The following is a 13,410-nucleotide window of genomic DNA, read 5'->3' as shown; positions in this document are numbered from 1 at the left end:
GTTGGATCTCTGAATCAGGACACTTTCTCTTTCTTCGTCAACAGAGTGGCAATCATCGGCAACAGCAGAACCGTGATCGCCCCGGCCGCGACAAGAATCGACGCGTTGTCCGAGGACATCTGATGCGCGTCGACGGCCGCGCCCGTGACCGCCACGATCATGGGCAGGCCGGTAGCCCCGTACAACGCGACTTGCGCACTTTCGCGCGTGGTGAAGGGTGGTTCGACCTTCTCGAACTTGGTCACGAAGAACACCGGCACGCCGCGGACTACAACGATCAGGATCAAAAACGCAATCAGTATGCCGGGACTGGCGGCGACCGCCGAGACGTCGATCGCCATGCCTGAAGTGATGAAGAAAATCGGGATGAGGAACCCGAAGGCGATCCCGTCGAGCTTGATCTCGAGGCGCTCGTCGCCCTCTGGCATCAATCGCCGCAGGATGAAGCCGGCCGCAAATGCACCGAGAATGACGTCGAGTGAGAACACAGCCGACAGCACTCCGAGGCTGACCAACAACAGAACGGTGAGGCGGACCGTCGTCTGCGCCGTCGTGTCCGCCCCTGCCCGCACCAGGCGATGTGTCCACGAGCCTTCGTGAATCAGCTTGCCGGGCAGCACCGCAACGATGACAGCGATCAAGGCGAAGACGGCAAGAACGATCAGCGACAGTACGGCACCACGGGCACTCAGCAGCACCGCCATCGCGACGACCGGCCCGAGCTCGCCGACGGCCCCGTGGTTGAGGACGGTCTTACCCAAGCGTGTGTCGAGGAGTTTGTTGTCCTTGAGGATCGGCAGCAGCGTGCCCAGAGCGGTCGACGTCATCGCGATGGCAACAGCGGCTTCGGCGGAGATCACGTTCCTCATGCCAAGCAGCGCGACCACCGTGAACGCCAGCGCGAGGCAGAACAGCCACGTGTAGAGCGCTCGACGTCCGCCGCGCCCACTGAGTTCCTGTCGGTCGATCTCGTAGCCGGCGAGCAGGAACAGCATGCCGAGGCCGAGTTCGCGCAGGATGCCGATCGCTTCGCTGTCAGCTGCGATGTTGAGGGCGAACGGCCCGACCACTGCGCCCGCGACCAGTAGCAACACCACTTCGGGAACCAGTCGACGCGGGATCAGGCCCGCGACTATCGGCGCGATGGCCGCGATCAGCGCGATCCAGAACAGCGATGAGGCAATTGAAGGCACGGATCATTATCGGACATAGGTGACGGATCTGCGCTCAGTACAGGTACTTGCGGTACGCCTCTTGTCTGGCGGGTTCGAGGTCCTCGACGCGCAGGCTGTGTCGCTCCGCCATCATGTCGCGCAGACTCGGCACCTCATCGGATGCGGGCCACGTCGACGGATCCCACAGCTTCGCCCGCAGGATCGGCCTAGCAGTCGTCGTCGTACCAAGAACCGTTGATGTAACTCCATGTCCCCGGCGTCATCGGACTCTTGCCGTCCGGAGCCTTGATGACAACGGTCGCTACCGAGTCACCGTTCATGTTGATCAGATACTCGGGCGTCCCGCTGAAATCCCGATCCGCGTACGCGTCGTCGAGCGCTGCCACAAACTCTTCAACCGAGTATTGAACCTGGCAACGAGGCGAACTGAAATCATAGATCCCAGCCCAGTCCGCACTCTGCGCGAGTGCCCACTGCTCGTCCAGCGCGGCCTCCAAGCCCTCCTGCGTTTGATCGCCACGCTGCGGTGCGGCCTCAATCGTCGTCGCTGCGGATGACGAGGCCGACTGCGTCGATGAAACTACAACAGTGTCGGACTTACCCGAACACCCAACTAGAGCTCCGACCGCAACACCAATCACGAGCACAACCGAGATAGTCCGATTCATCAGCAATGCATACCAGACCGATCGGACCGCTAAATGGCGATTTGGCGCAGTCCCGAGAGTCGCGAGCCGCCCGCCCGAGACACCGCGGCGCGATACGAGGATCGAGAACGTCAATTCGGAGGTCAGGTCTGGTCAGCCGCCAAACGGGTCAAGATGTGACCAACGTCGCCATGAAAGGACACTTGCATACAAGAAAGCCCCTCACCGGCATCTCTACTGGTGAGGGGCTTCCTTTTGTGCGCCCGAAGGGATTCGAACCCCTAACCTCTTGATCCGTAGTCAAGTGCTCTATCCGTTGAGCTACGGGCGCATGTTCTGTTGTCTTGCTGGTCTTGCGTGTCTTACCGTCGTACTTTCTATCATTTCTAACCCGCCGGTCAAAATCACCGGCTTGGCGGAGGCGAGAGGATTTGAACCTCCGGTCCCTCGTAAAAGGGACAACTCATTAGCAGTGAGTCCCATTCGGCCGCTCTGGCACGCCTCCCTGGGGGTTCCGATCCTTTCGGACCGCCGGATCGAAAGATTACACACCCTTCGCCACCAAAGGCAAAACGTGTGGTCAGCGGACTGTTTTGTGGACTTACCGCAGGTGGCTGTCGAACCAGTCGAAGATCCGGGTCTGAGCTTCGATGATCGAGGCCGAATCAGGGTCGTCGAGGTCAGCGTCCTCGGACAGCTGTGGCGGCTCGTCCGCCCGGTGAGCCAGTCCGGCGTAGCTGACCACCAGTGTCGCGACGTCGGCCTTCGCGGTCGCTTCCCGGAGCAGAGTCACGTGTTCGCGAGGCGTGCTGGGATCGTCCTCGCCGTACAGCGCCAGCCACGGCGCCTGCAGGGAAGTGGCCGCGTCGACAAGCGCCTGAGCATCCACCGACAAGGCTTCGACGATTCCCCGGGCGGCGACGCTCACCGCGGCGCCGACCGGACGGCTGGTGGCCACGAGCATCGCGGCGGTACCGGCGTCGTCGAATCCGAGCACCCCGATAGTGTCTGCGAGAACTTCGCGTCCGACGAGCCAATCGAGGGTCGCGTCGAAGTCGGCGAAGAGGTTGTCACCGAACACCTCACCCTGCATGTGTTCGGGTTCGCGGTGAAACAGGTGAGGTGCGACGCTCACCCACCCTTCGCCGGCAAGCGCGCACATCAGATTCAGCAGAGCCGGGCTGAACTTCCGGGCTTCATGCAGGACGACGATCCCGCCCCGCGTCGGGCCGTCCGGCTCCACCACGGTCAGCGGAACAGCCGTGGCGACCTCCCCTTCGGCTCCGCGCAGATACGCGGTGGCTCGGAAGATTTCCGACATCTTCTAACTCTGACACGCAGACGGCCGCTACGCACCAAATCAGTGCGCGCATAATCGACTCGTGACCGCACACATTCGCCCTGACCTCGCCTCCATCCCCGCCTACGTTCCCGGACGCAATTTTCCGGGTGCGATCAAGCTGGCGAGCAACGAAACGACAGTAGGGCCGTTGCCCGGTGTGCGTGACGCCGTCGCCGACGCGGTCGCCAATGCCAACCGCTACCCGGACAATGCCGCGGTTGCACTCATCGAGGCGCTGGCCAGCTTCTTGAAAGTCGAGCCGGCCAACGTCGCCGCTGGTTGCGGCTCCGTGACACTGTGCCAGGAACTCGTGCAGATCACGTGCGATCAGGGTGACGAGGTCATCTACGCGTGGCGTTCGTTCGAGGCGTACCCCGTGGTCACCCAGGTCGGCCATGCCGTCTCGGTCAAGGTTCCGCTGACCGAGGACTTCGGCCACGACCTCGACGCGATGCTGGCCGCGATCACGGATCGCACGCGGTTGATCTTCGTATGCAACCCCAACAACCCGACCGGCAATGCACTGTCGAAGGCAGAGCTCGAGAGCTTCCTCGACGCGGTCCCGGCGCACGTCGTCGTCGCACTCGACGAGGCGTACTTCGAATACTCACGCTCGGACGCCGACGGCATCGAGCTGTTCCGCAGCCGCCCCAACGTGGTTGTTCTGCGCACCTTCTCGAAGGCGTACGGCCTCGCGGGAATCCGCGTGGGTTACGCGGTCGCGGATCCGGAGATCATCGTGGCCCTCGGCAAGGTGCACACCCCGTTCACCGTGAGCGCTGTCGCGCAGGCCGCCGCAATCGCTTCCCTGGCTGCAGCAGACGAACTGCTTGCCCGCACCGAAGGTGTCATCACCGAGCGGACGCGAGTTCGAACCGCTCTGATCGAAGCCGGGTACACCGTCCCCGAGTCGTCGGCGAACTTCGTCTATCTCCCCCTCGGAGAACTCTCTCCCGCTTTTGCCGAGGCGAGTACCGAAGCGGGCATTCTGATCCGCCAGTACGGCGTCGAGGGCGTCCGGATGACCATCGGCGATCCACACGAGAACGACGCATTCCTCGCTTTCGCTGACACCGACGTCGCGAAGCAGGCCGCGGGCATCGGCGTCACCGCGTGACACTCGATACATAACTGTTACGCCGGGGACTGGAATTCGTTTCGGCAGACGGGCACACTCAGGGAGGTTCGAAGCCGGTCCGAGCGAGGGAGCACGACGCATGACGCGACGCATGACACGAACGTGTGCCGTGCTCGCAACGACCCTTCTCGCCACCACCGCGACCTCCCTGAGTGGCGTCGCCAACGCAGAGTCCCAGGACACGGTGTCGGTACGTCTGTTGGCGTTCAACGATCTGCACGGCAGTCTCCGCCCGCCGGAAGGTGTTCGCAGCGAGATCAGGCAGGCCGACGGCTCGCTCACTCCCGCAGGTGGCGCGGCGTATCTCGCGGCCTACGTGACGCAACTTCGCAGCCAAGCCACCAACTCGCTGCTGTATTCGGTCGGTGACAACTGGGGATCGTCGGCGCTCGAGTCGGCGATGTTCAACGACGAACCGACGGTCGAACTCCTGAACCGGATGAAGATCGACGCTTCCGCGATCGGCAACCACGAACTGGACAAAGGGCTCGCCGAGTTCCGACGCATGCAGTCCGGCGGTTGCTCCGCCGTCGATGCGTGCACGTTCAGTCCGTCCTTCGGCGGCGCCAACTTCCCGCTGATGGCCGCGAACATGACGTACACCAACGGCACCCCGGCCACGCTGCCCTTCACCGTGAACATGGTCGACGGCATTCCGCTCGGAGTCATCGCGATATCCCCCGCCAACACGTCGCAGATCGTGACACCGGGTGGGATCGCCGATCTGCAGTTCGGCGACGAGGTCGAAGCGATCAACCGCACCGCCGACGTCCTCGACTTCTTCGGCGTCAAAGCCATCACCGTCCTCCTGCACCGTGGGGACGAACCGGCCGTCGAAGGTGGGCCCAACGACTGCAACGTCGAGTCCGGGCCGGCCCGCGACATCGCCCTTCGTGCGTCACCGAAGGTGGACGTCATCTTCACCGCCGACAGCCACCAGCAGTACAACTGCGAATTCCCTGATCCCGCAGGCAATCCCAGAGTCGTGATGCAGGGCGCTTCGCACGGCCGGATCGTGTCCGTCGCAGACGTCACCATCGATCGCAACACCCGCGAGGTCGTTCGCGATCAGACGTCCGCGTTCAATCAGATAGTGACACACGATATTTCGCCGGATCCCGATATTCAGGCGCTCGCCGACCGAGCCTGGTCGGAGGCATCGGAAAGCGCTCAGCGACCGGTGGGGACCATCACCGCCGATCTGACACGGGACCGGGTACCCAGCGGCGAATCGACACTCGGCAACCTGGTCGCCGACGCTCAACTCGCCGCCGGATCGACACGAGGCGCCCAACTAGCGTTGACGAACCCCGGCGGCATGCGCGAGGACTTGGACTTCGGCACTTCCGGCCAGGTCACCTACCGCCAGGCCTACGGTGTTCAACCCTTCGGTAACAGCCTCGAGGTGCTCTCCGTCACAGGAGCGGTGTTGAAGGACGCTCTCGAACAGCAATTCCAGATCGACCTCGACGGCACCGCTACCGAGCGCATCCTCTCCCCGTCCGCGGGCTTCACCTACGCCATGGACCGGCGAGCAGCGCCGGGCTCGCGAATCTCGGAAATGCGCTTGAACGGGCAGGACATCGCCCCCGACGGCGTCTACAGCGTCGTGGTGAACAAGTTCCTCGCCGAGGGCGGGGACGGTTTCACCGCACTGAAGAACTCCACCCAGATGACCGGCGCGGGCAACGACCTCGACGCCTTGACTGCCCTGTTCGCAGCCGGGTCCCCGGTCTCGCCGCCTGCCACCGATCGCATCCGCACCGTCGGCTGAATAGGCATCCCCCCGCTCGATTGCCTAGTCTCGACGGGTGATCATCGCGACCCATAACGGCAAGTTCCATGCAGACGACGTCTTCGGCGTATCGCTGCTCAAGCAGCTGTACCCCGACGCCACCGTCGTTCGCAGCCGTGACGAGTCCGTCCTGGGCAGCGCGGACATCGTGCTCGACGTCGGCGGTCGCTACAACCCGGCCGAGGGGCGCTTCGACCATCACCAGCGTGATGCCGGCGAGCGCAGCAACGGCATCCTGTACTCCGCCTTCGGTCTGCTCTGGCAGGAATACGGCCTGCAGTTCTGTGAAGGCGACGCCTCCGTGTTCCGCCGTATCGACAGCCGACTGGTCGAGGGCATCGACGCCGTCGACAACGGCCAAGAGATCTACACCCTCAACGACTACGGCACCAAGCCTTTTGATCTGTCGTCCGTGCTGGACCTTTTCAATCCGATCTCGTCCACCGACGAGGAGTTCGACACCCAGTTCGAGCTGGCCGTCGTTCTCGCAACCCAGGTCTTGATTCGCCTGCGCGCCAAGTATGCCGGCGACGCGGCGGCCGAGCGCGAGTTCACCGAGACCTACGAAAAAGCAACGGATCCGCGCTTCGTCGTGCTGGAACGCTTCGTTCCCCACGGCCGCGCCGCGTCGGCCCAGCCAGAGCTGCTGTTCACCATCTTCCCGAACACCAACGGCGGCTGGTCGATTCAGACGGTCAAGCCTGCTGACTCCAAGTTCGGTTCACGAAAGCTGTTGCCGGAGCCGTGGCGCGGCCTGAACGGCTCGGATCTTGCCGCCCAGACGGGCGTCGACAGTTCGGTCTTCTGCCACAAGGCCGGGTTCATCGCGGCTGCGCAGACCCGTGACGGCGCCCTCCAATTGCTCGAACTGGCACTGGCCGAGTAGTTCTCAGCTCACATTCCCAGCGCCGTCTTCACCGTCGGCCAGGAATCGTGAAGCGCGTCTTGCCAGTACGGCCACGAATGGGTGCCGTCGTTCCGATACGCGAACACTGCGGGAATCGACAACTCCCCCAACCTCGCTTCGAACAGTTGTGTGCACGTATTAGCGAGCGCCTCGAGCGGTCCGCCTTCGATGGCAGTCTGCAGTCCACTCAGGGTGAAGACGTTGTCGTATTCTCCGGGCGCACCTGTACCGGAGGACACGTAGATCGTCTTCCCACGCAGCGTTTCCGCGTTGGTGGACGGGTCGTGCTTTTGCCAGTCGGGGTCCGACGCCGGGCCCCACATGTTGGTGGCGTCGCCCGCCTTGCTGGCCACGGTGAGCCGTACGGAGTCCTGCGAGGACGATTCGGAGTTGTCGAGACAGCCACTGTACGAGGCCAATCCGGTGTAGAGCTTCGGGTGATGTGTGATGAGGTTGGCCGCGCCGAGCGCACCCATGGACACCCCGCCGACCACGTTCGTCCCATTTCCGGAAAACGCAGAATCGATCAACGTCGGAAGTTCTTCTGCGAGAAACGATTCCCACTTGTTCACACCGAGGTTCGGATCGTCGTTCTTCCAGTTGGTGTAGAAACTGCCGGTGCCGCCCACGGGGAGAACGACGTTGACGTTCTTGTCGGCGAAAAACGTTTCGATGTCGGTCTTCTGGGTCCAGGTGCTCTCGGAGTATCCGGATTCCGAACCGGCACTGACTCCGTCGAGTAGATAGAAGGACGGACGTGAACCGGCGCTCGACGCTGGATGCAGAACCTGCACTTGCACCTCGCGCCGCATGGCCGGCGACTCGACGAAGACGGCACTGCGTGTGGGCGACAACTGCTCTATGCGATTGATATGAGCCCCGGCCTGACCGGCCGAATCTCCTGGCGGGTTTTCAGGTGCCGGTTCGGCATACGCCACTCCGCCCACGACAAGCGCGAGCACGACCAACACAATCCCGACAAACCCAAATCTCCGCATCCGTCAAGCGCCCCCTGAGCATCGCACGACTACCGCTGACTCTCGATTGGACAGGACGAACGTCCCGGGGTCAACCCACTGGTTGGGATTTATTACTCGCGGGTATCCAATGGAGTTGGACAGTTCTCCACCGATGCACACACAGGTGTGGATAACTTCATTCACATCCGCTTCCCAGTTGTGCATAACCTGTGGACAAAAGGATGAATTACAACATAGTTATTCCTTCTACCTGCAACGATTCGTTTCCCCACAGTGTGCATAACTTTGTCGAACAGGGCTCGCGAGACGCCGGTTTCCGGGCGTGTCCATGCAGTTCACACCGCCGCGCCACTCTTTGTTCACAGGCCCGACACCACCGGCCGACAATGCTCCCCACCCCGACTTCATACTTGTTGCATGCTGACCGCTCTGCTCGCCGCCACAGCTGTGCTCGCCCTACTGACTCTGGTCCCCGGGCCCGACATGGCCGTCGTGACGCAGGCTGCTCTCGGCGCGGGCAGATCCGCCGGTTTCCGGGTAGCTGCCGGCATCGTCTCGGGCCTTCTGGTGTGGGGTCTGTTGACCGTCCTCGGGCTGTCGGCGATCCTGGCCGCGTCGGTGGAGGCGTACACCGTCGTCAAGCTCGCCGGCGCGGCTTACCTGATCTATCTCGGTGTGCGAGCACTGTGGGAGAGCCGGACGTCGCGGATGCAACACAATGCCGACGCTCCACGATCGCAGAAGGCCGGGACATGGAAGACGGGCTTCACCACCAACCTGCTCAACCCCAAGATCGCCGTCTTCTACACCGGACTGTTGCCGCAGTTGGTTCCGGCCGGGTGGCCGACGGGACCGTCGCTTGCATTGCTGGTGCTCATCCACGCAGCCATCACCATCGTGTGGCTCAGTGGCTACGTGGTCCTTCTCTCGCGAGCGCGTAGCACCTTCGAAAAGCCCCGAGTGCGACAGGCACTCGAGCGCATAACCGGAACAGTTCTTCTAGGATTCGGAGCGAAGATCGCGCTCGAAGCGCGCTGACACGGCAATCGGAAAAGAGTAGACAGTGGGCGCGTGGGGATCGGGACCGTTCGAGAACGACGGTGCAGGGGATTTGATCGCGTCCATCGGGCACGGTGATTTCACCTTCGAATCGGTGAAGTGGGCATTCGAAGACGACTACCTCGAGGTCGACGGCGGTCAAATCGCCGTCGCCTTGCTCGAATTGGTACTGATCGTGCGTGCCGACCGCAAGCGTGACCCTGCCACCCAAGACCTCGATCTCGACTCCTTCACCTCGGCTCTGACCAGTGAACGGCTCACCTGGCTGATCGAAATGGTGGAGCGCACCATCGCATCGACCGATTCGGAACTGTTCGAGCTGTGGGACGAGCAGGGACCGGAAGAGCTTGCGTCGTGGCGCGTTCCCGTCGTGGACGGTCTCGAGGATCTGCGCGTTCTGTCGGTCTGATTCCGTCGCCGCTCCATCACGTTTGCTTATCGGGCCACAACGGTTCGGTCTTGGTCAGATGCCCTGGTAGGACCCTATGGTCGAACGGATCACCGAGTGAGAACTGTGGCTCGTCGACGACGGGAATCCACGCTCACCCCGGACCCAGGAGCAGACCATCATGGCGACTTTCGTTCCGGCTGCGCGCGTCGACAGAATCAGGGAGTCGCCGAGTGTGGCTGCCGCACAACGAGTGCGCGAGCTGAAGGCCCAGGGCCGTGAAATACTCGACCTGACCGTCGGGGAGCCCGATTTCGACACACCCGACAACATCAAGTCTGCGGCGATCACTGCGATCAACACGGGTCAGACCAAGTACACCGCAGTCAACGGCATCCCGGCTCTACGCGAGGCAATCGCAGCACGCGCGGCTTCGCGAACCGGAATCCAGTACGCGGACAACCAGATCACCGTCGGCGGCGGCGCGAAACAGGTCATCTTCCTCGCTCTCATGGCGACGGTCGAAGCCGGCGTCGAGGTTATCGTTCCCGCCCCTTACTGGGTTTCGTACCCGGATATGGTCCTCGCTCACGACGGAACTCCGGTGATCGTTCAGTGCGAGGAGTCCGACAACTTTCTTCTCACAGCCGAAGCACTATCCGCTGCAATCACTTCGAACACCAAGTGGGTCATCCTCAATGCCCCGGGCAACCCCACCGGATCTGTGTACACCCGCGAGCAGCTGCAGGCCCTCGCCGAAGTGATCGAGGCCAATCCCCATGTCAGTGTGTTGGTCGACGAGATCTACGACGAGATCAACTTCGGCGACGCTCCGATCCCGAGTCTGCTGCAGGTCGCTCCGCACCTCCGTGATCAGGTACTGGTCACCAACGGAGTCTCCAAGTCTCATGCCATGACCGGGTGGCGACTCGGATACGGACTCGGAAATTCCGGATTGATCGGCGCCGTCAACAAACTGCAGGGTCAGAGTTCTTCCTGCCCGTCCTCGATCAGCCAGGCCGCAGCCGTGGAAGCCCTCACCGGCGACCAGAGTTTCCTCACCGAATCCGTACGAAGTTACCGACGACGACGCGACCTCTCGGCTCACCTCCTCAGTGTTGTCCCCGGGCTCGAGCCCGTCGTGCCGCAGGGTGCGTTCTACCTGTTCGTCAACTGTGCCGGCTTGATCGGCAAGCAGACCCCGGATGGCACCGTGATCGAGTCCGACCAGGATCTCGTCCTCTATCTCCTCGACGAGGCGTCGGTTGCCACCATTCAGGGTTCGGCTTACGGCGCATCGCCGTACTTCCGTATCTCCTTCGCCACCTCCGAGGCTGTCCTCGAAAAGGCCGCGGCACAGATCGCCGCGGCAGTCGAACGCCTTTCCTGATCTTTCATACTTTCTGGAGTACAAGATGATTCACGTCAAGACGAAAATTGATCGCGCGGACAAGGACCTGATTGCCGAACTGGGGACGTTCTCCGCGGCCACGATTCACGAGGCACAGGGACGTAAGGGGTCGCTGCATCCGGCGATCAAACCGATCGACCGCGACATGAAGTTCTGCGGCTCCGCCTTCACAGTCAAGTGCCATCCCCGTGACAACCTCATGCTGCAGGTTGCGATCAGCTACGCACAGCCGGGTGACGTCCTGATCGTCTCTTCAGGTGATCAAGCCGCCGGCCAGTTCGGCGATGTCCTCGCCAATGCCTGTGTTGCGCGCGGCATTACCGCACTGGTCACCGACGGCGGAGTGCGCGATACCCGGGAGATCCGCGAACTCGGATTCCCCGTCTTCTCCAAGCACGTGTACATCGAGGGAACCGTCAAGGAATCTCTCGGCCCGATCAACCATCCCCTGGTCTTCGGAGAACAGGTCATTTATCCCGGTGACGTCGTCAAGGGTGACTGCGACGGCGTTGTCGTGGTCCGCCGCGAGGAGGTTGCCGAGGCAATCGAACTCTCGCGTGCCCGTGACGAAGCCGAAGCCGGGTACATCGAGCGTTACAAGCGGGGCGAGACCCCACTCGAGGTGAGCAATCTGACTGCCCTGCTGGAAGCCAAGGGCCTGGTGGTCGAATAACCTGCTGTGCGCCTTTATTAACCGCCCGCGGTTAATAAAGGCGCACAGGGTCGAAGGACTCAGAACCGCAACAGCACCTTCCCCGACACCGAAGCATCCTTGGCGACTGCGAAAGCTTCCAGAGCTTCCTCGACCGGATATTCGTGTGTGAGAACAGCATCGACAGCAAGCGAACCGTCGGCGAGGGCGAGCAGCACCTCGTCGATTTCGTCGTTGAAGCGGAATGAGCCCACCAACTCCAACTCTCGCATGATCGCCAGCGAAATGTGTACCGGTTGAGGTCCGGACGGAAGAAGCCCGAGCATGACCACCCGTCCACCGCGCGTCGCCCCGCGAATAGCGGATTCGAGCCCGCGATGATTGCCGGTGCACTCGACGACCACGTCGGCATCGGATGCGGCGACTGCCTCGGCGTCGGTGGCCTCGAGAACCCGATCCGCACCGAGCGTCGACGCGATCTGCAGCGGAAGGTCGTGCACGTCGACCGCGGTGATCGACTGCGCGCCTGCTCGTCTGAGCACAGCCACGACCAGTGCGCCGATGGGCCCGCAGCCGACGACCAGCGCCTTCTTCCCGCGTACGTCTCCCGCTCGCGAAACAGCGTGCCAGGCAACGCTTGCCGGTTCGGCTACCGACGCAGTCCGCAGGTCCAACCCCTCGGGCAGTTCCCGGAGCATGCGTGTCGGGAGCACTGCGTATTTCACGAAGGCGCCCTCGGTGTGTGGGTACTGCGCTGCACTTCCCAGGTATGTGCAGCAGGGCGAGAGGTTGGGCCGATCGCTCGGGAACCGAGGCGCGGTCCCACCGGGCGTTGCGGGGTGTACGGCCACGGAAGTTCCAACTGCCGGCCCCGTTCCGTCCGCCGCGGCCGTCACGACCGTGCCGACCACCTCGTGACCGAGCAGCATCGGTGCCTTCAGAATCGACTCCCCCGCCGCGCCGTGCGTCCAGTAGTGCAGATCTGATCCACACACACCGCCGTAAGCGATCTCGATCACTGCCTGCTCGGCGGTCGGCGCAGTCAACGCAACATGCTCGACCCGCAGGTCACCTGCCGCATGGGCCACCACTCCGAGCGTCGTTTCCGGTAGTACAAAACTCATGATGCGCTCTCTCAGTCGTTGCGACGGATGAAGTCGAGGCCACCGGGCACCTGGAAGGTGGGGAGCACCTCGATGAGACCAAGATTGACGTGGCCAGGGGCGTCGATCGCGAACTCGATGGTATCCGCGATGTCCTTGGTAGTGATGGATTCGTAGCCTTCGTAGAAGGTCTCCCACGCTTCCTTCATGGCTTCGGGCGTGCCGCCGAGGTTGCGACCGAAGATCTCGGTCTCGACCCGGCCAGGGCAGATCTCGGTCACTCGAATCCGCTTGCCGATGCAGTCGTTTCGCAGCTGGCGCGAAATCTGGTGCACCGCAGCCTTGGTCGCGTGGTAGGCAGTGTGGCCGTAGAAGTTGTACAGGCCGGCGATGGAGCTGATGTTGACGACATGACCTAGATCGCGCTCCACCATTCCCGGCAGCAGAATGCGGCACAGGTGCAGCACTGCACGAAGATTCACGTCCACCATCGCGTCGACCGATGCTTCTTCGGCGTCGAGAATGTTTCCGGTTGCGGACACCCCCGCGTTGTTGACGAGGATGTCGATCTCCAGTCCGCCGACAGCTTCGGCGAGCGCGGCGGTGTCGGTGATGTCCACGGGCAGAGGGATCATTCCGGTGCGATCGGCAACCTCACCGAGCTTGTCGGCATTGCGGGCGACGCCGTAGACCGTCAGTCCGCGCTTGGTGAACATCTCGGTGACGGCGGCACCCATTCCGGTGTTGGCGCCGGTGACGAGAGCTGTGCGGTAATCGGAGAAAGGCATTGTGTGCTCCTACAGGAAGAAATTG

General features: G+C 62.6%; 13 protein-coding genes and 2 tRNA genes. 7 read left to right on the top strand and 8 right to left on the bottom strand.

The window, feature by feature from the left end; all coding sequences use genetic code 11:
- Positions 1–14: 14 nt before the first annotated feature.
- The 5 genes from QM609_RS06045 to QM609_RS06025 form a co-directional block, all read right to left on the bottom strand.
- Complete coding sequence (locus QM609_RS06045) at positions 15–1,193, bottom strand: cation:proton antiporter (RefSeq protein WP_047271529.1); 1,179 nt, start codon at positions 1,191–1,193, stop codon at positions 15–17.
- Between the two features lie 188 nt (positions 1,194–1,381).
- Positions 1,382–1,843 (bottom strand): hypothetical protein, encoded by a 462-nt coding sequence (locus QM609_RS06040; RefSeq protein WP_047271527.1) that lies wholly within the window; start codon positions 1,841–1,843, stop codon positions 1,382–1,384.
- A 237-nt stretch (positions 1,844–2,080) separates the two neighbouring features.
- Positions 2,081–2,153 (bottom strand) — tRNA-Arg (locus tag QM609_RS06035).
- 82 nt (positions 2,154–2,235) lie between these two features.
- Positions 2,236–2,327: transfer RNA gene (locus tag QM609_RS06030), tRNA-Ser, on the bottom strand.
- Between the two features lie 96 nt (positions 2,328–2,423).
- A complete protein-coding gene (locus QM609_RS06025; RefSeq protein ID WP_003943860.1) occupies positions 2,424–3,143 on the bottom strand; it encodes a dienelactone hydrolase family protein in 720 nt (239 codons plus the stop codon).
- 61 nt (positions 3,144–3,204) lie between these two features.
- On the opposite strand from QM609_RS06025, the gene hisC reads away from it, so the two are divergent.
- The 3 genes from hisC (at position 3,205) to QM609_RS06010 (ending at position 6,983) form a co-directional block, all read left to right on the top strand.
- Entirely contained in the window at positions 3,205–4,281 is a 1,077-nt protein-coding gene (hisC, locus tag QM609_RS06020) for a histidinol-phosphate transaminase (RefSeq protein WP_047271525.1), read from the top strand.
- A gap of 100 nt (positions 4,282–4,381) precedes the next feature.
- Entirely contained in the window at positions 4,382–6,076 is a 1,695-nt protein-coding gene (locus QM609_RS06015; protein WP_283337143.1) for a bifunctional metallophosphatase/5'-nucleotidase, read from the top strand.
- Positions 6,077–6,113: 37 nt separating this feature from the next.
- Positions 6,114–6,983: an MYG1 family protein gene (locus QM609_RS06010; protein WP_047271521.1), complete on the top strand. Its 870-nt coding sequence runs from the start codon at positions 6,114–6,116 to the stop codon at positions 6,981–6,983.
- An 8-nt stretch (positions 6,984–6,991) separates the two neighbouring features.
- On the opposite strand, the gene QM609_RS06005 is transcribed toward QM609_RS06010, so the two are convergent.
- Positions 6,992–8,002, bottom strand: a complete 1,011-nt coding sequence (locus QM609_RS06005) for an alpha/beta hydrolase (protein WP_047271519.1) — start codon at positions 8,000–8,002, stop codon at positions 6,992–6,994.
- A gap of 399 nt (positions 8,003–8,401) precedes the next feature.
- On the opposite strand from QM609_RS06005, the gene QM609_RS06000 reads away from it, so the two are divergent.
- The 4 genes from QM609_RS06000 (at position 8,402) to QM609_RS05985 (ending at position 11,515) form a co-directional block, all read left to right on the top strand.
- Positions 8,402–9,022, top strand: a complete 621-nt coding sequence (locus tag QM609_RS06000; protein WP_047271517.1) for a LysE family translocator — start codon at positions 8,402–8,404, stop codon at positions 9,020–9,022.
- 25 nt (positions 9,023–9,047) lie between these two features.
- Complete coding sequence (locus tag QM609_RS05995) at positions 9,048–9,452, top strand: DUF4259 domain-containing protein (protein WP_042447698.1); 405 nt, start codon at positions 9,048–9,050, stop codon at positions 9,450–9,452.
- A gap of 160 nt (positions 9,453–9,612) precedes the next feature.
- Positions 9,613–10,821 (top strand): aspartate transaminase, encoded by a 1,209-nt coding sequence (locus tag QM609_RS05990; protein WP_007731694.1) that lies wholly within the window; start codon positions 9,613–9,615, stop codon positions 10,819–10,821.
- 25 nt (positions 10,822–10,846) lie between these two features.
- Entirely contained in the window at positions 10,847–11,515 is a 669-nt protein-coding gene (locus QM609_RS05985) for a 4-carboxy-4-hydroxy-2-oxoadipate aldolase/oxaloacetate decarboxylase (RefSeq protein ID WP_007731695.1), read from the top strand.
- 59 nt (positions 11,516–11,574) lie between these two features.
- Here QM609_RS05985 and QM609_RS05980 read toward each other — a convergent pair whose 3' ends face one another.
- On the bottom strand, positions 11,575–12,618 hold the full coding sequence (locus QM609_RS05980) for an L-idonate 5-dehydrogenase (RefSeq protein WP_283337140.1): 1,044 nt from the start codon (positions 12,616–12,618) through the stop codon (positions 11,575–11,577).
- A gap of 11 nt (positions 12,619–12,629) precedes the next feature.
- On the bottom strand, positions 12,630–13,385 hold the full coding sequence (locus QM609_RS05975; protein WP_007731698.1) for an SDR family oxidoreductase: 756 nt from the start codon (positions 13,383–13,385) through the stop codon (positions 12,630–12,632).
- Positions 13,386–13,410: the final 25 nt, after the last annotated feature.

Origin of the sequence: Rhodococcus sp. IEGM 1302 (assembly GCF_030056935.1) — a bacterium.
In the GTDB taxonomy this organism is placed as follows: domain Bacteria; phylum Actinomycetota; class Actinomycetes; order Mycobacteriales; family Mycobacteriaceae; genus Rhodococcus_F; species Rhodococcus_F qingshengii.
Note: the sequence above shows the minus strand (reverse complement) of the source record. Positions and strands in the feature narration are given on the sequence as shown.